Origin of the sequence: Vibrio cholerae (genome assembly GCF_008369605.1) — a bacterium.
In the GTDB taxonomy this organism is placed as follows: Bacteria; Pseudomonadota; Gammaproteobacteria; order Enterobacterales; family Vibrionaceae; genus Vibrio; species Vibrio cholerae.
This window is the reverse complement of sequence record NZ_CP043554.1, coordinates 1,818,355-1,841,799: the sequence shown is the minus strand read 5'-3', so window position 1 is coordinate 1,841,799 and position 23,445 is coordinate 1,818,355. Positions and strand designations below refer to the sequence as shown.

Here is a 23,445-nt window from a genome sequence, read left to right as displayed (position 1 = left end):
TGGAAGAACATATGTTGTAAATAAGAACAAACGATGTGTGGTAAAGTCGCGCATCACAACCGCTGAGAAGTTTCCTTCGGAGATTAAGTCATGAAACGTATATTGTTATTCTTAGCAACCAACCTTGCTGTCGTATTGGTGCTTAGTGTTGTTTTGAATATTGTTTATGCCGTCACGGGCATGCAGCCAGGGAGTTTGTCTGGTCTGTTGGTGATGGCGGCTGTGTTTGGCTTTGGCGGTGCATTTATTTCACTGCTGATGTCAAAAAGTATGGCCCTACGCTCAGTGGGTGGTGTCGTCATTGATACTCCACGCAATGAGATGGAACATTGGCTATTGGAAACGGTACGTCGCCAAGCAAACCAAGCGGGTATCGGTATGCCAACGGTGGCGATTTATGATGCGCCAGACATGAACGCGTTTGCCACGGGTGCAAAGCGTGATGATTCTCTGGTCGCGGTCTCAACGGGCTTGCTGCACAACATGACGCGTGATGAGGCTGAAGCTGTGTTGGCGCATGAAGTTAGCCACATTGCTAACGGTGACATGGTCACCATGACGCTGATGCAAGGGGTGGTGAACACCTTCGTGATCTTCTTGTCGCGCTTTATTGCCAATATCGTGGCTTCACGTGATTCGGAAGAAGGTGAAGGTAGCAACATGATGGTCTATTTCGGTGTATCTATGGTGCTTGAATTGGTGTTTGGTTTCTTAGCCAGCTTCATCACCATGTGGTATAGCCGCCACCGTGAGTTCCATGCCGATGCGGGTGCCGCTCAGTTAGTCGGTAAGCACAAGATGATTGCGGCGTTAGAACGCCTGAAAATGGGTCAGGAGTCGCATCTTGAAGGTTCGATGATGGCGTTTGGCATCACAGGTAAACGCTCTCTATCCGAATTAATGATGACTCACCCACCTCTTGAAAAACGTATCGCAGCACTGCGCAATATGTAATCTCTTCCAACCAGCCTTCGGGCTGGTTTTGTTTATCTTTATTTATAGTCTTCTTGAGCTCGTTTTCTTAACGCTCTTTAGTGATCCCTTACATTCTGAGTTTCGTAACATGAAGTATAAAGTTGTACAGAAAAAATCTTGTACAACTTTACAAACTCAACTATGGTTGTAATGCATTATACGAATCTTAAATTTGTATAACTTTAGGGATGAGCATTATGGACGTACAACACGTCGCGCAGTTTTATCAACAATTAGATAAAAGCCAATTACATAGGCTGATTGAAATCTATCATCCTGATGTGGTGTTTGAAGATGCCGCACATCGCATCGAAGGGTTTGACGCCCTTTACCAGTATTTTTTGAATCTTTACCAAAATGTTCAGACCTGCACTTTTACCATTCATGAGCAGTATGCAGTCAATGAGGGCGCGTTTTTGGTCTGGACCATGCATTTGCGTCACCCCAAATTAGCCAAGGGCGAACAGGTGGATGTGAAAGGCGTGAGCCACTTGCGCTTTGCCGAGGGCAAAGTGACCTACCATCGCGATTATTTCGATATGGGGGAAATGCTTTATGAGCAATTGCCTGTGCTTGGGCAAGTTATCCGCGCGATTAAGCGGAGACTAGGACAATGACCGCGGTGTTCATTACCGGTGCGACCTCCGGAATTGGTAAACAACTGGCGTTGGATTATGCCAAACAGGGTTGGCAAGTGATTGCGTGTGGACGTAATCAGTCGGTGTTAGACAGCTTACATACACAATATGCCAACATTTTTCCCTTGGCGTTTGATGTTACCGATCATCCCGGCACAAAAGCGGCATTAGCGCAGCTTCCATGTCAGCCGAAACTCTGGATTTTAAATGCAGGCGATTGTGAGTACATTGACGATGGCAAGATGGATGTCACACTGATGGCACGTGTGTTCAATATCAATGTGCTTGGCGTAGCGGCGGTGATTGAAGGTATACAGCCACATTTGTCCCGTGGTCACCGTGTGGCGATTGTTGGTTCGATTGCCAGTGAGCTGGCCTTGCCGCGAGCAGAAGCTTATGGCGCTTCCAAAGCGGCCGTCGCTTATTTAGCACGAACGCTTCAACTCGATTGGCGTCCGCTTGGTATCGAAGTCACCACCATTTTTCCGGGCTTTGTCGCCACACCACTCACGGATCGCAATACTTTTGCCATGCCCATGATCATCACAGTAGAGCGTGCCGCCCAGGAGATCAAAGCTGGCTTGGCGCGCGGTGTGTCACAACTCTATTTCCCTAAACGATTTACTTGGCTGATTCGGTTACTCGGTGCTTTGCCTTATGCATGGCAAGGTCGCTTAGTTCGACGTCTGTTGAAGGCTTAATAAGGATTTTTTGATGAAAATTGCAATCATTGGCTCGGGCATTTCAGGTTTAACCTGTGGTTACTATCTGCACCGTTATCACGATATCACCCTATTCGAAGCCAATGACTACATTGGCGGGCACACTGCGACGGTGGATGTTGAGCTTGCGGGTAAGCCATACGCAGTGGATACAGGCTTTATCGTTTATAACGACAGAACCTATCCTAATTTCATCAAAATGATGGATGAGATTGGCGTACAAGGTAAACCGACGCAGATGAGCTTCAGTGTGCGTAATGATGCTAACGGTTTGGAGTACAACGGGCATACCCTGACGACCTTATTCGCTCAAAAACGTAACTGGCTGAATCCAAAGTTTTATCGTTTTATCGCGGAGATTTTACGCTTTAACCGTTTAACGAAAGCGTGCGTCGATAATCAATTGGCGAATGAGCAAACCTTAGGTGATTTTCTGGCTCAGCATCAGTTTTCTGAATACTTCTGTGAAAACTACATTCTGCCCATGGGGGCGGCGATTTGGTCTTCCTCTCTGGCGGATATGCGAGCTTTCCCTCTGATGTTTTTCGCGCGCTTTTTCCTAAACCATGGCCTACTGGATGTCACCAATCGTCCACAGTGGTATGTGATCCCCGGCGGTTCGCGCAGTTATATTGCGCCTTTAACCCAAGGATTTGGCGATCGCATCCGCCTCAATAGCGCGGTCACTCAAGTGAAGCGTTTACCAAGTGGGGTAGAAGTTGTGGTCAATGGTCAGAGTGAGCGTTTTGATGAGGTGATTTTTGCTTGCCATAGCGACCAAGCTCTTGCCATGCTCAGTGATGCAAGTTCCACCGAACAACAACTGCTGTCTGCACTCGCTTATCAGGCGAATGAAGTGGTGCTACATACGGATACTCGTCTGCTGCCCAAACGTAAAGCGGCTTGGGCGGCTTGGAATTACTGGTTGAAAGGTGAAGCCAATCAAGAAACGCGTTTGCCATCTTTGACCTACAACATGAATATTTTGCAGCATATTGAAGCGCCTGAGACGTTCTGTGTCACACTCAATAGTAGTGAGGATATTGACCCGAGCAAGATACTGCGCCGATTTACCTATCATCACCCGGTGTTTTCTCGTCCTGCGATTGAAGCGCAGCAGAAAAAAGCGCAGATCAGCGGTGTCAACCATACTTGGTTTTGTGGCGCATACTGGCATAACGGTTTTCATGAAGATGGGGTACGCAGTGCGCTGGATGTGGTGACCCAATTGGAAGCTTACGCACAGCGCAGTGAGCAAGGAGCGGCCTAATGCCTGTGCCCCAAGATAGCACCGAGTGGCAAAGTTGTTTGATGGTTGGACAAGTCAGACACCGACGTTTTACGCCGGTCGGGCACGCACTCAACTATCCGCTGTTTATGCCTTGTATTGATTTAGATGAATGGCCACAGTTGGCGGATAAAGTGTGGGGATTGGGTGAGCGTTGGTGGCATTGGGCGCGTTTTCGCCGTGAAGATTATCTCGGGCAAGGCCCACTCAAACAAGCAGTACTTGATAAGGTCGAGCAACTGACGGGAGAGCGAATAGAAGGCGGCAGAGTGGTGGCTTTGCTGCACCTGCGTTATCTCGGAATCTATTTTAGCCCAGTCAACTTTTACTACGTCTACGATAGCGAAAAGCGTTGGCGTTATTTGTTGGCTGAAGTCAGCAATACCCCGTGGAATGAGCGCCACTACTATGCGGTTCCAGCACAAGCAGCATTAACCTCAGAAGAGGCTGCCGTGATTGAATGGCAGCATGCGAAAGCGTTTCATGTTTCGCCATTCAATCCCATCGAACAGAGATACTGCTGGAAAATTAAACCCTTAACTCGCGTGCTGATGATCCATCTTGAGTGTCATCGTAGTGATAAAGAGTTTGATGCCACCTTAGCGATGCAGGCTGAACCCTTGAGCGCAGGCAATTTATTACCTCGATTGATCAAAACGCCGATCATGGCAGTAAAAGTGGTATTGGGCATTTATTGGCACGCTTTCAAATTGTGGCGCAAAGGTGCCCCGTTTTATGCGCACCCAGACCAAACTCAGAACAATAATAAGGAGCAACCTCATGTTAAATAGCTCGTCGATGGAAATATCCCGCTCTCTCACCAGTTGGCAGAAAGGTGCCCGCAGTATCATTCACCGTGCATTACAGTATCTCGAAGGCAATTTAACGGTGATAGAACATTTCCCCGATCAAACCCAAACCACGCATGAACAATTTGGCCAAGATAAGCCCGATGCCATTCATGCGGTGATTGAAGTTAAACACCCGGATTTTTATAGCCGAGTATTGAAGGGCGGGAGTATTGCTGCCGCAGAAGCTTACATGGAAGGGTGGTGGGAAAGCCCTAATCTGACGGCCTTGATGCAGTTGATGGCTGCCAACCTCGGTACGCTGGATAAGCTAGAAAGTCAAAGTAGTCCTGTGACTCAATGGTTAAACCGTTTCACTCACTGGCTCAAACGCAACACCATAGATCAAGCCAAAGATAATATTCACCAGCACTATGATTTGGGGAATGAGCTTTATCAACTGTTCCTCGATGAAGAGATGCTTTACTCCAGCGCGCTGTTTACCCAACCAGAGCTCTCACTAGAGCAGGCGCAGCAAGCCAAAATGCAGCGTTTGTGTGATCAACTACAACTGAAACCGACCGATCACGTGTTAGAAATTGGTACGGGGTGGGGCGCGATGGCGATTTACATGGCGCAGCACTATGGCTGTAAGGTCACCACCACCACCATTTCTGAAGAGCAGTATGCTTACGCACAGCAAAAAATTACGGCACTTGGGCTAAATAACCAAATTACCCTGCTCAAACAAGATTACCGTTTGCTGAGCGGTCAGTATGACAAGTTGGTATCGATTGAAATGATTGAAGCGGTGGGTAAGGCCTACTTGCCGACGTTTTTGAGCCAATGCTATGCGTTACTGAAGCCGCGCGGCAAAATGGCGATTCAGGCAATCACCATTGCCGATCAGCGTTATGAAAGCTACAGCAATAACGTGGACTTTATTCAGAAATATATTTTCCCCGGCGGTTTTTTGCCTTCGATCAGTGTGTTGACCGAATTAGCCACCAAACGAACTGGGTTGGTGTTGCGTAACTTGCATGACATCGGCATAGATTACGCACTGACGTTGCAACACTGGCGTGACCGATTTGAGCAGCAATTGCCGAAAGTACGTGATCTTGGGTATGACGAACGTTTCATCCGTATGTGGCGTTATTACTTTTGTTACTGCGAAGGTGGCTTTTTAGCCCGTAGCATCAGTACCGTGCACATGACTTTTGAACGAGATTAATCATGGCGTTAGTGGCGATCTCATTGTGGTTTGACCTGCTCTGGGCACTGGCTGTCTTGGGGCAGCAAACCTGGTTATGGCTCACCACATTACTGGTGGTTGCCACCTATGGCTTAACGGCAATCCAGCGCCATCCGCTGTTTGAAAAAATGGTTTGGATGGCGGTGGTTGGCATCATGATAGACAGCAGCAATATGCTGCTTGGGTTACTCACCTTTGCCGACGATCAATTTCCACTTTGGTTGGTGGCACTCTGGTTTGCGTTTACTTGGTATGCAGGCCACTTACTGCCGCAGCTTAACCAATATTCCCATACTCTTCTGTGTCTCGCCGGAGGCGTTTTGGGAAGTTTAAGTTATTGGTTTGGTTACCGAATGGGCGCGGTTGGTTGGGAATACCCCACCTTTATCGTCATGTTGGCACTGTTTTTGGAATGGATAGGTATCACTTGGTTACTGTTGAAGGTAATGAGGCATGAAAAAAGGACTTATAACCCTATTCGTTTTGCTCGCGAGCGGACTTGGTTACGCCGCCGTCGCTAATGCGGCGCAAGCGGAGCATAAAACTTTCCAGCGATGGGCAGAATGGCCAGTTGTTGGGCAGGCCACCCTTTCATGGCTGTGGCTGGATATCTACTCCTCGCAGTTGCGAGCGCCTGATGGCCTGTATCATGAGTCGCAAGATGTCTCGCCACATCCTGTGGCTCTTGAGATCCGTTATTTGCGCGATATCAGCAGTAAACAGTTGGTGGATGCTACTGAGGATCAGTGGCGAAAACTGGGATTCACCGCACCGCAAACCCAAGCGTGGTTGAAGCAACTGCAGCAAATACTGCCGGATGTCGCGACGGGAGATCGCCTAGTGTATGTCTCTGATGGGCAGCGCGGAGAGTTTTTCTTTAGTCGACAGCAACAGACGGAACGTTCGGTAGGCCGCATTGATGATGAAGCGTTTAATGATGCTTTTCTCTCCATTTGGCTGTCGCCGCAAACGGAATATTTAACCTTACGTAATCAATTGATAGGAATGAATCGACCATGAGATTGGCTAAATGTTGGCTATTACTGCTCTGTATCTGGCTTAGTGGATGCTCGGCAGAGATTGATGATTATCGTGCGACGACGCCTAAGTTTGATCTCTTCAATTACTTTGTCGGAACGACACATGCGTGGGGTATGGTGCAAGACTATACCGAGAAGCAGACGCGCCGTTTTGAGGTGGTAATTGAAGGTCGGATTGAGAATAACCAACTGATTTTAGTCGAAGACTTCGTGTTTGATGATGGGGAGAAGGATCAACGGATCTGGACGATTAACCGAACGGCTGATGATGAGTACGAAGGACAAGCGGATGACATTGTTGGAACGGCTCGCGGTAAAGAAGTGGGTAATGCACTGCAGTGGCAATACGATTTTGTGTTGAAACTCGACAGCGGCGATGTGCAAGTACACTTCGATGACTGGCTGTATCGACAAGATGACAAGCGAGTATTTAATTTAACCAAAATTCGCAAATTTGGTCTTGAAGTCGGTCGGATTACTCTGTTTTTTGAAAAGCAAGAGTGAAACGGTCTGGTATAAACCAAGTCGATAAGTCGTCGATAAGTAAAAGGGGAGCCGTTGCTCCCCTTAGTCATTTGGTCTCTCTTGTCGAGATTACAGCTTGTCCGTCAGCTCAATCGCGTAGCCAATATAGCTGGCTGGTGTCATGGCTTTCAAGCGCGTTTTCTCTTCCGCTGGCAGTGCTAAACCATCAATGAATTGACGCATCGCTTCGCCATCTACTCGCTTACCACGAGTCAATTCTTTGAGCTTCTCATATGGCTTTTCAATGCCGTAGCGGCGCATCACAGTTTGGATTGGCTCTGCCAGAACTTCCCAGTTGTGATCCAGTTCTGCAAGTAGTGCGTCGCGGTTCACTTCCAGCTTGCTGATGCCTTTCAAAGTTGAGGTATAAGCGATGATGGCATAGCCGACACCCACACCGAGGTTACGCAGCACAGTAGAATCCGTTAGGTCACGTTGCCAACGAGAGATAGGCAGCTTTTGCGCTAGGTGAGTAAACATCGCATTCGCCAGACCCAAGTTACCTTCTGAGTTTTCAAAGTCGATTGGGTTGACTTTGTGTGGCATGGTAGACGAGCCAATTTCACCCGCGATGGTTCTTTGTTTGAAGTGGCCCAGAGCAATGTAACCCCAAACATCACGATCAAAATCGATCAAGATGGTGTTAAAACGTGCCACCGCTTCAAACAGCTCAGCAATGTAATCATGCGGCTCGATTTGCGTGGTGTACGGGTTCCAATCTACGCCCAAAGATTCAGTGATGAACTCTTCGCTGAATTTATGCCAATCTACCGTTGGGTAAGCAGAAAGGTGCGCGTTGTAGTTACCCACCGCACCGTTGATTTTGGCTAGGATTTCTACGTTAGCGATCTGCTTGTATTGGCGCTCCATGCGGTAGGCCACGTTCGCCATCTCTTTACCCATGGTCGATGGAGAGGCTGGCTGACCGTGAGTACGAGAAAGCAGCGGAATATCGCGGTACTCTTCGGCCAGTTTGCGAATTGCGTCAATCACGTTGCGAATTTCAGGCAGGATCACCGTGTCACGCGCTTCTTTGAGCATCAACGCATGTGAAGTGTTGTTGATGTCTTCGGAAGTACAAGCAAAGTGAATGAACTCGTTGACGGCATGCAGCTCAGGCATGGCCGCTACTTTCTCTTTCAGGAAGTATTCCACGGCTTTTACATCGTGGTTGGTGGTGCGTTCAATCTCTTTGATACGGAGTGCATCCGCCTCATTGAAGTTGGCGGCAATCGCATCAAGGAATTGATTCGCTTCGGCACTGAATGCAGGCACTTCTGCGATCTCAGCAGTGGCGGCTAGCTTTTGTAGCCAGCGAATTTCAACGATAGTGCGGTACTTTAGGAGACCAAACTCACTGAAGATACTGCGTAACGCAATCGTTTTACTTCCGTAGCGGCCATCTACCGGTGAAACAGCAGTCAATGCTGACAGTTCCATGTTCTTCTCCTGAATATTGAGTTAAAGGTGTGAGTAATTCGAGTGGGTAGTCATCACTTAGATTCGCGCTAACAAAATCTGCGCTTGTTCGATCATCTTTTTACGACCGAAAATCAGGTGACGACGGCGTCCACCAACCTGACGCCACAATACGGCGCAGCGGATCCCTGACAGGAGTAGGGCGCGCACTTTGTGCTGGTTAGCGGTTTGCTGTAATACGGCTGGAGTGCCAGTCACTTGAATGCGCGGGCCAATTGGGCTAATCACATCAAGGTAAATGCTGGCGAGGTTACTGATCATTTGATCATCAAATAAGTCAAAATGGTCAAGCTGACGCTCAATCATTTGAATGCGGTCACCGAGTTGGCTCATGGCATCGCGGCGACCACTTAATTTACGCTCAAGCGCCATTAGGCTGATCAGGTAACGGGTAATTTCGCTACCTGATGGCGTGCTGTCAATCCCTTTGACCAAGCACTCTAAGCCGAGCTTGAGCTGACTTTCGTGACCGAAAACTTCAAGCGTGTTACTTGGATTGGTACAAGTAATCGCTTTGAGCGACGTTTCAAACGCATCAGAATCACAGTACCCATTTTTGGCGACTTGCTGCACAAGTGCCACTGCCTGACAAATGCCAGCGAAAGCGATGGTACGGTCGTAAATTGCGTTAGCCACGTAAATCTCCTAAAAATTGACTTTAAATGCGCTCTTCAATAATGCCGCCACCAAGGCAGATTTCACCTTGATAAAAGACGGCGGATTGTCCCGGAGTCACGGCCACTTGTGGCTCGTCAAACATCACCTTGATGCGGTCATCACTCAGGGGAATGATGGTACAAGCGATGTCACTTTGACGATAACGCGTCTTCACGCTGCAACGTACAGGTTCTGTGATGGGGGTGCGATCAACCCAATGTAACTGAGCCGCCACCAAACCATGCGATTTGAGTAGGGGATGATCCGCGCCTTGTACCGCGATGAGTACGTTGCGTTTGAGATCTTTATCCGCCACATACCATGGCTGTTCGCTGCTCTCTTTCATACCACCAATGTGCAGACCTTTACGCTGTCCGAGAGTGTGGTACATCAAGCCTTGGTGTTCACCAATCACTTTGCCTTCCGGGGTTTCAATTTTACCCGGTTGGGCTGGCAAATAGCGAGATAAGAAGTCGGTAAATTTGCGCTCACCGATAAAACAAATACCGGTTGAATCTTTCTTCTTCGCGGTAATTAAGCCTTGTTCTTCGGCAATGCGGCGTACTTCAGGTTTTTCTAGTTCACCTACTGGGAATAGGCTACGCGCCACTTGCTCATGACTCAGAGTATAAAGGAAGTAGCTTTGGTCTTTATTACCGTCTAAACCGCGCAGCATTTGCGGTTTTTCGCCATTCTGCGGGAAGGTGCGACGCACATAGTGCCCCATGGCAATGTAGTCCGCATCCAGCACTTCATCAGCAAATTCTAAGAAGGCTTTAAATTTGATCTCTTTATTACACAAAATATCTGGGTTAGGAGTACGTCCCGCCTTATATTCCGCGAGGAAGTATTCAAATACGTTGTCCCAGTATTCTGCTGCGAAGTTAATGGTATGAAGTGGGATGCCGAGTTTGTCACACACCGCCTGAGCATCGGCAAGATCTTCCGCCGCAGTACAATACTCTTCGTTATCGTCTTCTTCCCAGTTTTTCATAAACAGGCCTTCCACTTGGTAACCCTGTTGCTTGAGAAGATAGGCTGAAACAGAGGAATCAACCCCTCCAGACATACCGACAATCACTTTCTTTTGGCTGTTTGCGCTGTGCTCTACAGACATCACTTATCTACCACTTGAGGAACTTGGACGGGGATTCTAACAGAAAGAATTTTTCGAGGACAGATCCGAGACGCTAATCACACTTCCCCGAACTTAAGCGCTATGTTGCTAACCTATTGAATCACTTGTGCTCCAAGCGCTAAGAGAAGAGCGCGAAATAAAATCCTCAGCGTGCAAACGTTTGCTTTTTTTTCCTTTATTGCTGCACTAAAAGGTGCGCGGTAGAATCGGCGCTCCTTTCATCCTTGAACCCAAGTAACCTTTATGAAATTTCCTGGCCAACGCAAATCTAAGCATTATTTTCCGGTTCACGCGCGTGATCCTCTGGTCATTCAAGCGCAAGAAAATAAGAAGATGTCGCGCACCCACATTATCGGTATTGATCAAACCCTAGTGGATATTGAGGCCAAAGTCGATTCAGATTTGATTGAGCGTTATGGTTTAAGTAAAGGACACTCATTGGTCATTGATGATCAGGCTGCAGAAGCGTTATACAACGAATTAAAAGAGCAGCGTTTGATTACCAATGAATATGCAGGTGGAACCATAGGGAATACGCTGCATAATTACTCCGTGCTTGCGGATGATCGCTCCACGCTACTGGGTGTGATGAGCCAAGATATTAAAATTGGCAGTTACGGTTATCGCTATCTGTGTAACACTTCTAGCCGGATGGATCTCAACTATTTACAAGGTGTAGATGGTGCTATTGGCCGCTGCTTTGCCTTGATTACCGAAGATGGTGAACGTACTTTCGCGATCAGCGAAGGTCAAATGAACCAATTACGCCCAGACAGTATTCCTGAAAAAATATTTGCTAGTGCTTCTGCATTAGTGATCACGGCTTATTTAGTTCGTTGTAAAGAAGGCGACCCTATGCCGGAAGCAACAATGCGTGCCATTGAATATGCCAAAAAATATGATGTGCCTGTGGTATTAACCCTAGGTACTAAATTTGTTATTCAAGATGATCCGAAATTCTGGCAAGAATTTTTACGTGATCATGTCACTGTGGTGGCAATGAATGAAGATGAAGCATTAGCTTTAACAGGAGAAAGCGATCCGCTCGCAGCCTCAGATAAAGCGTTAGATTGGGTTGATTTAGTACTGTGTACTGCAGGCCCAGTCGGTTTATTTATGGCGGGTTACACCGAAGATTCCGCTAAACGTGAAACGTCATTACCGTTATTACCGGGATCGGTCCCAGAATTTAACCGCTATGAATTTAGCCGTCCTGCCCGTAAAGAGAGTTGTATAAATCCTATTCGTGTTTATTCACATATTTCACCGTATATGGGCGGTCCAGAGAAGATAAAAAATACCAATGGTGCTGGAGACGCAGCATTATCCGCTCTACTGCATGATATGGCTGCTAATAAATACCATAAAGAAAATGTCCCTAACTCAAGTAAGCATCAACATGAGTTTTTAACCTATTCTTCTTTCTCTCAAGTTTGCAAATACTCTAACCGTGCAAGTTATGAAGTATTGGCGCAGCACTCACCACGTCTTTCACGTGGTCTTCCTGAGCGAGAAGATAGCCTTGAAGAGGCTTATTGGGAAAGATAACAAAAAGGCTCCTTCCGGAGCCTTTATCATTTTAGTTTCTGGCAAAATTACAGAGCGAATTCTTCCAGAGATTTACCTTCATCCAGTGCTTTTTGGATCACTGAAGGAGTACGGCCTTGGCCTGTCCAAGTTTTTTCTTCACCGTTGGTGTCGATATACTTGTATTTTGCAGGGCGAGGTGCACGTTTGCCTTTTGCTTTCGTTTTAGTTTCGCCTGATAGCGCAGAAATAAGCGCTTCGAGGTCGATACCATCTTTAGCAATTTGTTCAGCAATTGCGGCTAATTTCGCTTCTTGCTCTGCACGAGCAGCAATTTCTTCTGCTTCTGCTTCTTTACGCTCTTGAACGACGGTCGTTAATTTATCTAACGCTTCTTCAAGTTGCTCAATAGTCAGTTCGCGTGCATAAGCACGTAGGCTACGAATATTTAATAAAGTCTTAGTGATTTCCGACATTACCATTTCCTGTTCACAATTTGGATAACGAGTTAATACTAAACCTAGCTTATTATACTGACAAGTTTTCGCTGCAAATATTAAGTCAAAATAGTAAGAAAGTAAAAATATAAAATGATGTTTATTTAATGAATTTACTATTTAGAATACTGCAGACGCATATAAAAGCAGCTGCAGGAACTTATCATACAGGTAAATAATATTAGTTCTATATATCAAGTCTTGCGGTGTTTTTATGAAATAAGTATCAATGAAATGATTGATTTGTGAGCTGTGGCACTTGTTTTTCTCACTGGAACCTAGTTGCATTGATATTTTTGTTAAGTAAAATGTCTCTCACCTAATGCGAAAAGCAGACTAAATGAGCCAAATGAATTGGCAGATTAGGATGAAGTTTTCGCCGTAGAGGAGCGGTTACGAAAAGTATCCACAGTTGGGGTGATGCCAATGAATTGTGGAAAAAGGCGTTGCCGCCGAAGTCAACTTGCCCATCAACGCAGTTGGCTGGGGTTACATTCAATAGGTGTAACACTGCCATAGTCTATATTGTTGTTAAACTATGGAGCGCTACTGTAGGGTTGGGTGAAGTGTTCGCTTCCCTTTCGCTTAGTTCAACATAAATTAAGTTGACATGATGTCGCTTGATTTGTCTGCAGTAGATCTCTAACCATTTTTTACTGGTTTAGGAAGATCATGAATTTAATCGATTTTGCTTCTTCGCCACTCTCTGTTTTACCACCGCTGGTGGCATTGAGTTTGGCTATTGTGACTCGCCGTGTACTTCTTTCTCTTGGCGTGGGGATTTTTTTAGGTGCTTTACTGCTGGCTGATTATTCTATTGGTCAGTCGTTGCAATATATCGCCACACAAGTGGGTAGCGTGTTTGTCAAAGAGGGCGCGATCAATGCTTGGAATATGAGTATTGTCGGCTTTTTACTGTTACTGGGTATGATGACTGCGCTACTGACGTTGTCGGGCGGCACTCGCGCTTTTGCTCAGTGGGCACAAGTCCGGGTGAAAAGTAAACGTGGCTCTAAATTACTGGCGGCATTTTTAGGCGTATTCATTTTTGTTGACGACTATTTTAATAGCCTCGCTGTCGGTTCTATTTCTCGCCCAGTGACCGATCGTTTTTACGTTTCGCGTGCCAAACTCGCTTACATTCTCGATTCTACTGCTGCGCCTATGTGTGTGGTCATGCCCGCCTCAAGTTGGGGCGCGTATATCATGACCATTATCGGTGGCATTTTAGTTTCGCACGGTATCGAGGAGTATTCCGCATTAGGTGCTTATCTGCGTTTAGTGCCGATGAACTTCTATGCGATCTTTGCGTTGCTGATGGTATTTGCGGTGGTGTGGTTCCAAATGGATATCGGCCAGATGCGCAAGCATGAAATTGCCGCTTCTCAAGGGCGTGGTTTTGATGAAGACCCGAGTACAGATACACAAGAGGCTCACGAACTCAATGAAGAGCTTGATATTCGTGAAAGTGAACGCGGTACAGTACTCGATCTCATGTTGCCGATTGTATTTTTGGTCGTTGCGACCATTGGTGCAATGATTTGGACTGGCGCAAGTGCATTAGCGGAAAGTGGTCAGTCATTTGATATTTTTGGGGCGTTTGAAAATACCAATGTTGGTACTTCATTGGTATATGGTGGATTAGTCGGTCTGGCGATGGCTTTCGTGACCGTGTTGCGCCAAAAACTACCGATGGCTGAAATCGCAAAAACCTTATGGATTGGTGCGAAATCGATGTTTGGTGCAATTTTGATCCTGATTTTTGCGTGGACCATAGGTTCTGTCATCGGTGACATGAAGACCGGTGCTTATCTCTCTTCTCTCGTACAAGGCAATATTGACCCACATTGGCTTCCGGTCATTCTGTTCATCTTGTCAGGCGCGATGGCTTTCTCTACCGGCACATCATGGGGCACTTTTGGCATCATGCTGCCGATTGCGGGTGACATGGCGGGCGCTACAGATATTGCACTTATGCTGCCGATGCTCGGTGCGGTGCTTGCCGGTTCCGTATTTGGCGATCACTGTTCTCCGATTTCAGATACCACGATTCTCTCTTCGACGGGAGCACGTTGTCATCATATTGACCACGTTGCGACTCAACTGCCTTACGCATTGGCGGTTGCGTTAGTGTCAGCGATTGGTTACGTGGTGCTGGGAATTTTTGCTTCACTCGGGCTGGCTTTAGCTGCCGCATCCGTGAGCTTTGTGGTGGTTTGCTTAATTTTTGCAGCACTATCAAAAGCCAAAGTGAGCAAACAGGTGTCTGCCTAATTCGCATCGCTATAGAGATAAGAGGCCAGTCGGCCTCTTTTTTTATCGCTAACCTTAGTTGCAGCTTTGAGTTGTGGTGATGAGCTCTTAAAGCCGTCATAAAAAAATAACCAGAAAAGTGTCAATTTGTGGTTGAAAAAAAAACTTAGCTTGGTTAGTGTGAAGGCAGTTCTCAAACAGACAGAAACCACTAAGTATGCGTAATTTCGTAATGAACATTCATCACCATCATCATCCCTAAGGTGTCTTTCGGGAGATGTACGCATACCCGGGGGACAGGAATCTCCCGGAGTTGAAATCAGAGCCATAAAAAGATTCTAACCCTCGGGAGACCAAACCTCCCGAGGGTTTTTCGTTTTAAGCTTTGGAAAAATTATTAAATTCAACAAATTGCAAAGGAAGAATGACATGCAAACACAACGACTCAGAATCGCGATACAGAAAAAAGGCCGCCTGAGCCAAGAGTGCCAAGAACTGCTGAAAAAATGCGGTGTGAAATTCAACATCATGGGTGAGCGCTTGGTGGTTCATTCACTGAATATGCCGATTGACCTGTTGTTGGTGCGTGACGATGACATTCCAGGACTGATCATGGATGGGGTGGTGGATTTGGGTTTTGTTGGTGAAAACGTGCTTGAAGAAACACGTTTAGATCGCCTAGCGCTCAACCAACGTAACGAATTTATCACTCTGCGCCGTATGGATTTTGGTGGTTGCCGTCTCTCGATCGCGATTGAAAAAGATGCTGAGTATCGTGGCCCGCAAGATCTGAATGGTAAGCGTATTGCCACCACCTACCCACAACTGCTCAAAGCTTATATGGATCGCCAAGGCGTGGATTTCAGCACCTGTATGTTGACGGGTTCGGTTGAAGTTGCACCACGCGCGGGGTTAGCGGATGCGATTGCGGATCTGGTCTCCACTGGCGCAACCTTGGAAGCCAACGGTCTTAAAGAAGTGGAAGTGATTTTTGAATCGAAAGCGACGCTTATTCAGCGCCCAGGTGTTTTTGCTGCCGATAAAGCCGCACTGATCGATAAACTCCTCACTCGCATGCACGGCGTGCAACAAGCCAAAGAATCGAAATACATCATGCTGCACGCTCCGGTTGAGAAGCTGGCGCAAATCAAAACCTTGTTGCCCGGAGCGGAAGACCCAACAGTGCTTCCCTTGTCTGCCGACAAATCCAAAGTTGCAGTGCACATGGTGAGTTCGGAAAATCTATTCTGGGAAACCATGGAACAACTGAAAGCCCTCGGTGCCAGCTCAATTCTGGTGTTACCGATTGAAAAAATGATGGAGTAAGGCGATGAGAACCGTTGTTTGGCAATCGTTGAGTGAAGCTCAGCAAGAATCGATTTTAGAACGTCCTGCGATTACCGAAGGAGCAAACATCACTGCCGCAGTTGCGCAGGTGATTGCGAAAGTGCGCAGTGAGGGTGATGCAGCCCTGTTTGAATTAACTGAAAAATTTGATCGTGTAAAACCCGCTTCACTGCGCGTATCTCGCGAAGAGATGGATGCCGCGGCCGCGCGTTTGTCGGAAACAATGAAACAGGCGTTGGAGCTGGCATACAACAACATCAGCAAATTCCACAAGGCGCAGAAAGCTCAGCCAATCAAAGTGGAAACCATGCCCGGAGTGGTGTGTGAACAAGTGACTCGTCCGATCAATAAAGTGGGTCTGTATATTCCGGGTGGTAGCGCGCCGCTACCATCAACCGTGCTAATGCTTGGTGTGCCTGCACAAATTGCAGGCTGCCGTAAAGTGGTGCTTTGCTCACCACCGCCCATCGCTGATGAAATTCTCTACGTCGCTAAGCTGTGTAACATCGATGAGGTGTACAACTTAGGCGGCGGCCAAGCGATCGCTGCTATGGCTTATGGCACGGAAACGGTCACTAAAGTCGACAAAATCTTCGGTCCCGGTAACGCCTATGTGACGGAAGCAAAACGCCAAGTGAGTAACGATTTCCGTGGCGCAGCGATTGATATGCCAGCTGGCCCCTCTGAAGTGTTGGTGATTGCTGATGAAACGGCGGATGCCAATTTTATCGCCGCCGATCTACTCAGTCAGGCAGAGCACGGCCCAGATTCACAGGTGGTTCTGGTCACACCATCACCAGTGTTGGCCGATCAAGTGACTGATGCGGTGCAAAAGCAGCTTAAAGTCCTTTCGCGCGCCAGCATTGCTGAAAAAGCCTTGGCTTCCAGTCTGATCATTATTGCTGAATCACTCACCCAAGCAGTGTCAATTTCTAACTACTACGGACCTGAGCACTTGATTGTGCAGACGCGCAACCCGCGTGAGTTGGTTCCACTGCTCGATAACGCAGGCTCCATTTTCCTTGGCGATTGGTCGCCAGAATCGGTAGGCGATTACGCTTCAGGTACTAACCATGTCCTGCCGACTTACGGTTACACCCGCACCTATTCCAGCTTAGGTTTGGCCGATTTCAGCAAACGCATGACAGTGCAAGAACTGACCGCTGATGGCTTGCAATTGCTCGCGCCTACCGTCGTCACGATGGCGGAAGCGGAAGGGTTAGACGCGCACAAACGTGCGGTTACGATTCGAGTAGAAAAATTACAGAAGGCTCAATAAATTATGGAAAAACTGGCTCGTCAACAAATTCAGGCGTTAACCCCATACCTTTCTGCGCGTCGTATTGGTGGTAGTGGTGATGTTTGGCTCAATGCCAACGAATCGCCTTTCAATAACGAATACAAAACCGATTTTGCGCGCCTTAATCGTTACAGTGATTGCCAACCTAAGGCGATGATCCAAGCCTACGCCAATTACGCAGGGGTACAGCCGGAGCAAGTGCTGACTTCGCGCGGCGCGGATGAAGGGATTGAGCTTTTGATCCGCGCTTTCTGCGAACCCAATCAAGACGCGATTCTGTTTTGTCCTCCAACCTATGGCATGTACGCGATCAGTGCAGAAACCTTTGGCGTCGAGCGTAAAAAAGTGCCGTTGACTGCCGATTGGCAACTCGATTTACCGAGCATCGAAGCCAATCTGGATCGCGTCAAATTGGTGTTTGTGTGTAGCCCCAATAACCCGACTGGGAACTTGGTGAAACGTGCCGACATTATCAAACTGCTTGATATGACCAAAGATCGCGCGATTGTGGTGATGGATGAAGCCTACATCGATTTCTGCCCAGAGGCATCGACGGTTGATTTGCTCGCCCAATATCCGAACTTGGCGATTCTACGCACACTCTCTAAAGCTTTTGCTTTGGCGGGACTACGCTGTGGCTTCACGCTTGCCAATGCTGAACTCATCAATGTGTTACTCAAAGTGATCGCGCCTTATCCGGTGCCAGTGCCGGTTGCCGAAATCGCGGTGCAAGCCTTATCACCTGCAGGTCTCGCGCGCGCCAAATACCAAGTATTGGATCTCGGCGCGAATCGAGCTTACCTACAAGTGGGGCTCTCTATGGTTCCGGGTGTGCAGGTCTTTGAAGGTTGGGGTAACTATCTATTAGTGAAATTCCCTGATGGTGATGCACTGTTTAAAGCGGCGTGGGAGCACGGCATTATTTTGCGTAATTCACCGATTGAAAACTGTGTGCGTATCAGTGTTGGCAATCGCGAAGAGTGTGAAAAAACCGTCGCGTTCATCCGTAACTACTACCAGTAATTTTGTTTACAGCAGCTCGCAGCGCGGGCTGCTGATGAAAAGGACATTCTTGTGAGCAAACAACAAAAAATTCTTTTTATCGACCGCGACGGCACCTTAATTGTTGAGCCGCCAGTGGATTTCCAAGTTGACCGTTTGGACAAACTCAAACTTGAGCCTTATGTGATCCCAAGCCTGCTCAAGCTACAAGAGGCGGGTTATCGTTTGGTGATGGTGACCAATCAAGATGGTTTAGGCACTTCAAGCTACCCGCAGGCCGATTTCGATGCGCCGCATAACATGATGATGGACATTTTTGAATCGCAAGGCGTGAAGTTTGATGATGTGTTGATTTGCCCGCACTTTGAGCGTGATAACTGTTCGTGCCGCAAACCGAAACTTGGCTTGGTCAAAGAGTATCTACAAGGTGGCAAAGTCGATTTCAAATCGTCAGCCGTGATTGGCGATCGCATGACCGATCTGCAACTGGCGGAAAATATGGCGATTCGCGGTATTCAATACCACCCGCAAACTATGGGTTGGCTGGATATCGTTAAAGATCTCACCACCAAGCCGCGTGTTGCCCAAGTGGTGCGTAAAACCAAAGAGACCGATATTCAGGTTCTAGTCAATCTTGACCAAACTGGCGGTAATCAGATCGAAACGGGTTTGGGCTTTTTTGATCACATGCTGGATCAAATCGCGACCCACGGCGGTTTCCAACTGCAACTGAAAGTGGTGGGCGATCTGCACATTGATGATCACCACACGGTGGAAGATACCGCCTTGGCACTAGGGCAAGCACTGCGTGAAGCACTGGGTGACAAACGTGGTATTGGACGCTTTGGTTTCACATTGCCCATGGATGAGTGTTTGGCACAGTGCGCGTTGGATCTCTCGGGCCGCCCGTATCTGAAATTTGATGCGAGCTTTAGCCGCCCGCAAGTGGGCGATCTGTCGACTGAGATGGTGTATCACTTCTTTCGCTCATTGACCGATACTTTGGCGTGTACTCTGCACCTCTCTTCCAGTGGCGATAACGATCACCACATCATTGAGAGCCTGTTTAAAGCGTTTGGCCGCACGCTGCGTCAAGCCATCACGGTGCAAGGTAACGATCTGCCGAGCAGTAAAGGGGTGCTCTGATGACTCAGAATGTGGTGATTATTGATACTGGCTGCGCCAATATCTCCTCGGTCAAATTCGCCATTGAACGATTAGGTTATGCGGTGACGATTTCGCGCGATCCGCAAGTGGTACTCGCGGCAGATAAACTGTTTCTGCCCGGAGTTGGCACCGCGAGCGAAGCGATGAAAAACCTCACCGAACGTGATTTGATCGAGTTGGTGAAACGGGTTGAGAAACCATTGCTTGGCATCTGCCTTGGCATGCAATTGCTTGGCAAATTGTCGGAAGAAAAAGGTCAGAAAGCCGATGAGATTGTGCAGTGCTTAGGGCTGGTCGATGGCGAAGTCCGTTTGCTGCAAACCGGCGATCTGCCGTTGCCACACATGGGCTGGAACACGGTGCAAGTGAAAGAGGGGCATCCACTGTTTAACGGTATAGAACGTGATGCGTACTTCTACTTCGTGCACAGCTTTGCCATGCCCGTTGGCGATTACACCATTGCCCAGTGCGAGTATGGTCAGCCGTTTAGCGCAGCGATTCAAGCGGGGAACTATTACGGGGTGCAATTTCACCCTGAGCGCTCTTCAAAAGCGGGCGCACGCTTGATTCAAAACTTTCTTGAGCTTTAGGGACAAGCGCTGGTCAAAGCTGGCGCAATACAAGGAACCACAATGATTATTCCCGCATTAGATTTGATTGAAGGTCAGGTTGTGCGTCTGTATCAAGGTGATTACGGACAAGTGACCGAATATAAAGTAGACCCAGCAGAGCAGTTTAATTTGTACCACCAAGCAGGGGCAGGTTGGTTGCACTTGGTGGACTTAACTGGCGCGAAAAATACCGCAGCACGCCAACTGGATTTGATTGCTCGCCTGCTCGCGAGCACACCCGCCAATATTCAAATTGGTGGTGGAGTACGCAGCGAACAAGACGTGGTGGATCTGCTTGAAGCAGGTGCGCAGCGCGTGGTGGTGGGCTCAACCGCGGTTAAACAGCCGCAATTGGTCAAAAGCTGGATGGAAAAATACGGCGCTGAGAAAATTGTTTTAGCGTTGGACATCAACATTGATGAACAAGGTACGCGCAAAGTCGCGATTTCTGGCTGGCAGGAAGATTCCGGCGTGACGATCGAAGCTTTGATTGATGACTACTTAACGGTTGGCTTAAAGCACGTACTGTGTACCGATATTTCCCGCGATGGCACGCTAGCCGGCTCGAACGTTGAGCTGTATCTCGATCTCTGCCGTCAATACCCACAAGTGCAGTTTCAATCGTCCGGTGGCATTGGTTCACTCGCCGATATTGAGGCACTGAAAGGCACAGGCGTTGCGGGTGTGATTGTCGGTCGCGCGCTATTGGATGGCAAATTTACCGCGCAGGAGGCATTCGCATGTTGGCAAAACGGATAATTCCTTGTCTGGATGTACGTGATGGACAGGTAGTGAAAGGCGTTCAGTTTCGTAACCACGAAATCATTGGAGACATTGTGCCACTGGCCAAACGTTACGCCGAAGAAGGCGCGGATGAGCTGGTGTTTTACGATATTACCGCTTCCAGTGATGGTCGCGTTGTCGATAAAAGCTGGGTCGCGCGAGTCGCGGAAGTGATCGACATCCCTTTCTGTGTCGCGGGTGGAATCAAATCGGCGCAAGATGCTGCACGAATCTTGGAGTTCGGTGCAGATAAAGTGTCAATTAACTCACCTGCTCTGGCGAATCCACAACTGATCACCGATCTTGCGGATCGCTTTGGCGTGCAATGCATCGTAGTTGGTATCGACTCTTATTTTGATAAAGAAACAGGTCAATATCAGGTTTATCAGTTTACCGGTGACGAAAGCCGCACCCGAGCGACTCAGTGGCAAACTTGCGATTGGGTGCAAGAGGTGCAAAAGCGCGGCGCTGGGGAAATCGTACTGAACATGATGAACCAAGATGGTGTGCGCAATGGTTACGATCTTGAGCAGCTCAACTTAGTGCGCTCGGTGTGCCGAGTTCCGCTGATCGCTTCCGGTGGTGCAGGGGCGATGGAACATTTCGCGCAAGCCTTTACTCAAGCGAACGTCGATGGCGCTTTAGCCGCTTCGGTTTTTCACAAGCAGATCATCAATATCGGTGAACTCAAGCAGTATCTAAAACAACAAGGAATTGAGGTGAGACGATGAATCCAGCAAGCCCATTTGCCACGCTAACCGACCGTATTGATTGGCAGAAAGTCGATGGACTTGTGCCAGCGATTGTGCAGGATTTTCAGTCCAGCCAAGTCTTAATGATGGGGTATATGAACCCTGAGGCGTTGCAAAAAACCCTTGATACTCAACAAGTGACCTTTTTCTCGCGCAGCAAACAGCGTTTGTGGACTAAGGGAGAAACCTCAGGTCATGTGTTGCAACTGAAAAATATCGCGCTGGATTGCGACCAAGATACGCTATTGGTGAAAGTGAACCCGATTGGCCCAACCTGCCACACAGGCGCCGTGACCTGTTGGGATGGTGATGCACAAGAAGAGTCACAAATGGTTTGGCTTCATCAGTTGGAACAACTGTTGGCAGAGCGCAAAAATGCCGATCCCAGTTCTTCTTACACGGCCTCTTTGTATGCGCGTGGCACCAAACGCATTGCGCAGAAAGTGGGTGAAGAAGGGGTTGAAGTCGCGCTGGCGGCGACGGCAGGGGATAAGGAGGAGCTGATTTGCGAATCCGCCGACTTGATGTATCACTTGTTGGTGTTGCTGCAAGAGCAAGGCTTAGCCATGAATGATGTGATCAATAAGCTGAAAGAACGCCATAAGTAATTGGTAGACGAGTTTCTCCAACCAAACAATAACGCCCCATTATTGGGGCGTTATTGCCTTCCGACTTGAAGCTGCAGCGGTGTTGGCTGTATTCGTTCACCCCAATCACATAGTGTATCTATGCTCATGGGGATTCACTCATTTGCCGCCTACCGGCAACTCCAAGTAGTTTGGCTATATATCGTTGATTAATCAGAGTGTTAAAGCGTCACTTCCCGCCACTCACCGGGCTGCAAATCTCCCAAGTTCCAATCGCCCATGGAGTAACGAATCAAGCGTAGAGTCGGGAAACCGATGTGCGCCGTCATGCGTCGTACTTGGCGATTACGCCCTTCCATTAAAGTAATGGCTAACCATGTGGTCGGAATTGCTGCGCGAAAACGCACCGGCGGATTGCGTGGCCAAAGCGTGGGTTCGGGCATGATGTCGACTTTCGCCGGTAAAGTCGGGCCATCTTTTAAGGTCACTCCGTGGCGCAATGCCTCAAGGTCGCTCTCTTGTGGCGCACCTTCAACTTGCACCCAGTAAGTTTTTGGCGCTTTGGATTGCGGCTGAGTCAATCTAGCCTGTAAAATCCCATCATTGGTCAAAATCAGTAGCCCTTCGCTATCACGATCCAAACGGCCTGCCGCGTAAACATCCTTAATTGGGATGTAGTCGGCCAAGGTTTTTCTTCCGTCCCCATCGGTAAATTGGCTTAAAGTGTCATAAGGTTTATTAAACAGGACCACTTTACGCTCAGCAGGAGAAAGGGGGCGCTTAGGTGACAAAGCCGTTTGAGTGGCATTTCTTTTCTTGTTAGCAACACTTTTTCGATTTGCTCTCGTTGGTGGATGGCCTGCGTTTCTCGCGGCTCTTTGTTTAAAATGCGACTTTCGTTGATCGGAAGAAGAGGAGGTGGCATCGCTGGACAAGCGAGATGACATGTTAAGCACCTTGCAAAAATGTAAATAAACTGTGTTTGAAAGTTTTCCGCAGAGGCGAGATCGGCTATCATTTGCGCGCCCGGGAAAAGGTTTAACGAACAAGATAATAGACTATTGTCTTCAATTTGTTTAATTATAAATACCTTCACTCAAGGACGAGCTCGAAG

Annotated in this window: 24 protein-coding genes, 1 riboswitch and 1 other annotated feature; of the genes, 19 read left to right on the top strand and 5 right to left on the bottom strand. The window is 48.0% G+C overall.

Annotation, left to right across the window (positions count from 1 at the left end):
• Nucleotides 1–90: 90 nt before the first annotated feature.
• From htpX to F0316_RS08485, 9 genes are all read left to right on the top strand, one after another.
• The gene (gene htpX / locus F0316_RS08525; RefSeq protein ID WP_000821682.1) at nt 91–954 is read left to right on the top strand and encodes a protease HtpX; all 864 of its coding nucleotides are present in this window, start codon (nt 91–93) and stop codon (nt 952–954) included.
• 218 nt (nt 955–1,172) lie between these two features.
• Entirely contained in the window at nt 1,173–1,592 is a 420-nt protein-coding gene (locus F0316_RS08520; RefSeq protein WP_042988611.1) for a nuclear transport factor 2 family protein, read from the top strand.
• Nucleotides 1,589–2,314 (top strand): SDR family oxidoreductase, encoded by a 726-nt coding sequence (locus F0316_RS08515; RefSeq protein ID WP_095463471.1) that lies wholly within the window; start codon nt 1,589–1,591, stop codon nt 2,312–2,314. Before F0316_RS08520 ends, F0316_RS08515 begins: the two co-directional genes overlap by 4 nt.
• 13 nt (nt 2,315–2,327) lie before the next feature.
• Complete coding sequence (locus F0316_RS08510; protein WP_000684174.1) at nt 2,328–3,605, top strand: NAD(P)/FAD-dependent oxidoreductase; 1,278 nt, start codon at nt 2,328–2,330, stop codon at nt 3,603–3,605.
• A complete protein-coding gene (locus F0316_RS08505; protein ID WP_149560407.1) occupies nt 3,605–4,414 on the top strand; it encodes a DUF1365 domain-containing protein in 810 nt (269 codons plus the stop codon). Before F0316_RS08510 ends, F0316_RS08505 begins: the two co-directional genes overlap by 1 nt.
• Nucleotides 4,404–5,645 carry an SAM-dependent methyltransferase gene (locus F0316_RS08500; protein WP_172625998.1) on the top strand — a complete coding sequence of 414 codons (1,242 nt, stop codon included), beginning with the start codon at nt 4,404–4,406 and terminating at the stop codon, nt 5,643–5,645. The genes F0316_RS08505 and F0316_RS08500 overlap by 11 nt, the downstream gene beginning before the upstream one ends.
• A gap of 2 nt (nt 5,646–5,647) precedes the next feature.
• On the top strand, nt 5,648–6,187 hold the full coding sequence (locus tag F0316_RS08495; RefSeq protein ID WP_001229555.1) for a DUF2878 domain-containing protein: 540 nt from the start codon (nt 5,648–5,650) through the stop codon (nt 6,185–6,187).
• Nucleotides 6,150–6,686: a chalcone isomerase family protein gene (locus tag F0316_RS08490; protein WP_000881186.1), complete on the top strand. Its 537-nt coding sequence runs from the start codon at nt 6,150–6,152 to the stop codon at nt 6,684–6,686. Before F0316_RS08495 ends, F0316_RS08490 begins: the two co-directional genes overlap by 38 nt.
• Nucleotides 6,683–7,210, top strand: a complete 528-nt coding sequence (locus F0316_RS08485) for a DUF3833 domain-containing protein (RefSeq protein ID WP_001234235.1) — start codon at nt 6,683–6,685, stop codon at nt 7,208–7,210. The genes F0316_RS08490 and F0316_RS08485 overlap by 4 nt, the downstream gene beginning before the upstream one ends.
• A gap of 90 nt (nt 7,211–7,300) precedes the next feature.
• On the opposite strand, the gene purB is transcribed toward F0316_RS08485, so the two are convergent.
• The 3 genes from purB to mnmA are packed head-to-tail and all read right to left on the bottom strand — an operon-like array spanning nt 7,301 to nt 10,484.
• Nucleotides 7,301–8,671 carry an adenylosuccinate lyase gene (gene purB / locus F0316_RS08480; RefSeq protein ID WP_000423486.1) on the bottom strand — a complete coding sequence of 457 codons (1,371 nt, stop codon included), beginning with the start codon at nt 8,669–8,671 and terminating at the stop codon, nt 7,301–7,303.
• Nucleotides 8,672–8,728: 57 nt separating this feature from the next.
• Nucleotides 8,729–9,346, bottom strand: coding sequence for a high frequency lysogenization protein HflD (hflD, locus tag F0316_RS08475; protein ID WP_001262240.1), 618 nt, complete (start codon nt 9,344–9,346; stop codon nt 8,729–8,731).
• 22 nt (nt 9,347–9,368) lie between these two features.
• Nucleotides 9,369–10,484: a tRNA 2-thiouridine(34) synthase MnmA gene (mnmA, locus tag F0316_RS08470; RefSeq protein ID WP_000109995.1), complete on the bottom strand. Its 1,116-nt coding sequence runs from the start codon at nt 10,482–10,484 to the stop codon at nt 9,369–9,371.
• 264 nt (nt 10,485–10,748) lie between these two features.
• On the opposite strand from mnmA, the gene F0316_RS08465 reads away from it, so the two are divergent.
• Nucleotides 10,749–12,053, top strand: coding sequence for an inosine/guanosine kinase (locus F0316_RS08465; RefSeq protein ID WP_000671617.1), 1,305 nt, complete (start codon nt 10,749–10,751; stop codon nt 12,051–12,053).
• Nucleotides 12,054–12,100: 47 nt separating this feature from the next.
• Here the strand turns inward: F0316_RS08465 and F0316_RS08460 are convergent, their stop codons facing one another.
• Nucleotides 12,101–12,508: an H-NS family histone-like protein gene (locus tag F0316_RS08460; protein WP_001290200.1), complete on the bottom strand. Its 408-nt coding sequence runs from the start codon at nt 12,506–12,508 to the stop codon at nt 12,101–12,103.
• Nucleotides 12,509–12,903: 395 nt separating this feature from the next.
• Nucleotides 12,904–13,086: riboswitch (Lysine riboswitch) on the top strand.
• Between the two features lie 115 nt (nt 13,087–13,201).
• Between F0316_RS08460 and F0316_RS08455 the strand changes: the two genes are divergently transcribed.
• From F0316_RS08455 to hisIE, 9 genes are all read left to right on the top strand, one after another.
• Nucleotides 13,202–14,803, top strand: a complete 1,602-nt coding sequence (locus F0316_RS08455; RefSeq protein ID WP_084981882.1) for a Na+/H+ antiporter NhaC family protein — start codon at nt 13,202–13,204, stop codon at nt 14,801–14,803.
• Nucleotides 14,804–15,022: 219 nt separating this feature from the next.
• Nucleotides 15,023–15,156 (top strand) — a sequence feature (His leader region).
• A gap of 55 nt (nt 15,157–15,211) precedes the next feature.
• Nucleotides 15,212–16,108 carry an ATP phosphoribosyltransferase gene (hisG, locus tag F0316_RS08450; protein ID WP_101410748.1) on the top strand — a complete coding sequence of 299 codons (897 nt, stop codon included), beginning with the start codon at nt 15,212–15,214 and terminating at the stop codon, nt 16,106–16,108.
• A gap of 4 nt (nt 16,109–16,112) precedes the next feature.
• Nucleotides 16,113–17,408: a histidinol dehydrogenase gene (hisD, locus tag F0316_RS08445; protein ID WP_101410746.1), complete on the top strand. Its 1,296-nt coding sequence runs from the start codon at nt 16,113–16,115 to the stop codon at nt 17,406–17,408.
• A gap of 3 nt (nt 17,409–17,411) precedes the next feature.
• Nucleotides 17,412–18,452, top strand: coding sequence for a histidinol-phosphate transaminase (hisC, locus tag F0316_RS08440; RefSeq protein WP_101410744.1), 1,041 nt, complete (start codon nt 17,412–17,414; stop codon nt 18,450–18,452).
• 51 nt (nt 18,453–18,503) lie between these two features.
• The gene (gene hisB / locus F0316_RS08435) at nt 18,504–19,577 is read left to right on the top strand and encodes a bifunctional histidinol-phosphatase/imidazoleglycerol-phosphate dehydratase HisB (protein WP_000043564.1); all 1,074 of its coding nucleotides are present in this window, start codon (nt 18,504–18,506) and stop codon (nt 19,575–19,577) included.
• Nucleotides 19,577–20,188, top strand: coding sequence for an imidazole glycerol phosphate synthase subunit HisH (gene hisH / locus F0316_RS08430; RefSeq protein WP_101410742.1), 612 nt, complete (start codon nt 19,577–19,579; stop codon nt 20,186–20,188). Before hisB ends, hisH begins: the two co-directional genes overlap by 1 nt.
• Nucleotides 20,189–20,230: 42 nt before the next feature.
• A complete protein-coding gene (gene hisA / locus F0316_RS08425) occupies nt 20,231–20,968 on the top strand; it encodes a 1-(5-phosphoribosyl)-5-[(5-phosphoribosylamino)methylideneamino]imidazole-4-carboxamide isomerase (RefSeq protein WP_000586507.1) in 738 nt (245 codons plus the stop codon).
• A complete protein-coding gene (hisF, locus tag F0316_RS08420; protein WP_000880146.1) occupies nt 20,950–21,723 on the top strand; it encodes an imidazole glycerol phosphate synthase subunit HisF in 774 nt (257 codons plus the stop codon). Before hisA ends, hisF begins: the two co-directional genes overlap by 19 nt.
• Nucleotides 21,720–22,352, top strand: coding sequence for a bifunctional phosphoribosyl-AMP cyclohydrolase/phosphoribosyl-ATP diphosphatase HisIE (gene hisIE, locus F0316_RS08415; RefSeq protein ID WP_101410740.1), 633 nt, complete (start codon nt 21,720–21,722; stop codon nt 22,350–22,352). The genes hisF and hisIE overlap by 4 nt, the downstream gene beginning before the upstream one ends.
• Before the next feature lie 200 nt (nt 22,353–22,552).
• Here hisIE and rluE read toward each other — a convergent pair whose 3' ends face one another.
• A complete protein-coding gene (gene rluE / locus F0316_RS08410) occupies nt 22,553–23,278 on the bottom strand; it encodes a 23S rRNA pseudouridine(2457) synthase RluE (protein WP_149560405.1) in 726 nt (241 codons plus the stop codon).
• Nucleotides 23,279–23,445: the final 167 nt, after the last annotated feature.

Coding starts and splice junctions, on each gene's coding strand:
- htpX (WP_000821682.1), top strand. CDS start 91: ATGAAACGTATATTGTTATTCTTAGCAACCAACCTTGCTGTCGTATTG.
- F0316_RS08520 (WP_042988611.1), top strand. CDS start 1,173: ATGGACGTACAACACGTCGCGCAGTTTTATCAACAATTAGATAAAAGC.
- F0316_RS08515 (WP_095463471.1), top strand. CDS start 1,589: ATGACCGCGGTGTTCATTACCGGTGCGACCTCCGGAATTGGTAAACAA.
- F0316_RS08510 (WP_000684174.1), top strand. CDS start 2,328: ATGAAAATTGCAATCATTGGCTCGGGCATTTCAGGTTTAACCTGTGGT.
- F0316_RS08505 (WP_149560407.1), top strand. CDS start 3,605: ATGCCTGTGCCCCAAGATAGCACCGAGTGGCAAAGTTGTTTGATGGTT.
- F0316_RS08500 (WP_172625998.1), top strand. CDS start 4,404: ATGTTAAATAGCTCGTCGATGGAAATATCCCGCTCTCTCACCAGTTGG.
- F0316_RS08495 (WP_001229555.1), top strand. CDS start 5,648: ATGGCGTTAGTGGCGATCTCATTGTGGTTTGACCTGCTCTGGGCACTG.
- F0316_RS08485 (WP_001234235.1), top strand. CDS start 6,683: ATGAGATTGGCTAAATGTTGGCTATTACTGCTCTGTATCTGGCTTAGT.
- purB (WP_000423486.1), bottom strand. CDS start 8,671: ATGGAACTGTCAGCATTGACTGCTGTTTCACCGGTAGATGGCCGCTAC.
- mnmA (WP_000109995.1), bottom strand. CDS start 10,484: ATGTCTGTAGAGCACAGCGCAAACAGCCAAAAGAAAGTGATTGTCGGT.
- F0316_RS08465 (WP_000671617.1), top strand. CDS start 10,749: ATGAAATTTCCTGGCCAACGCAAATCTAAGCATTATTTTCCGGTTCAC.
- F0316_RS08460 (WP_001290200.1), bottom strand. CDS start 12,508: ATGTCGGAAATCACTAAGACTTTATTAAATATTCGTAGCCTACGTGCT.
- F0316_RS08455 (WP_084981882.1), top strand. CDS start 13,202: ATGAATTTAATCGATTTTGCTTCTTCGCCACTCTCTGTTTTACCACCG.
- hisG (WP_101410748.1), top strand. CDS start 15,212: ATGCAAACACAACGACTCAGAATCGCGATACAGAAAAAAGGCCGCCTG.
- hisD (WP_101410746.1), top strand. CDS start 16,113: ATGAGAACCGTTGTTTGGCAATCGTTGAGTGAAGCTCAGCAAGAATCG.
- hisC (WP_101410744.1), top strand. CDS start 17,412: ATGGAAAAACTGGCTCGTCAACAAATTCAGGCGTTAACCCCATACCTT.
- hisH (WP_101410742.1), top strand. CDS start 19,577: ATGACTCAGAATGTGGTGATTATTGATACTGGCTGCGCCAATATCTCC.
- hisA (WP_000586507.1), top strand. CDS start 20,231: ATGATTATTCCCGCATTAGATTTGATTGAAGGTCAGGTTGTGCGTCTG.
- hisF (WP_000880146.1), top strand. CDS start 20,950: ATGTTGGCAAAACGGATAATTCCTTGTCTGGATGTACGTGATGGACAG.
- hisIE (WP_101410740.1), top strand. CDS start 21,720: ATGAATCCAGCAAGCCCATTTGCCACGCTAACCGACCGTATTGATTGG.
- rluE (WP_149560405.1), bottom strand. CDS start 23,278: ATGTCATCTCGCTTGTCCAGCGATGCCACCTCCTCTTCTTCCGATCAA.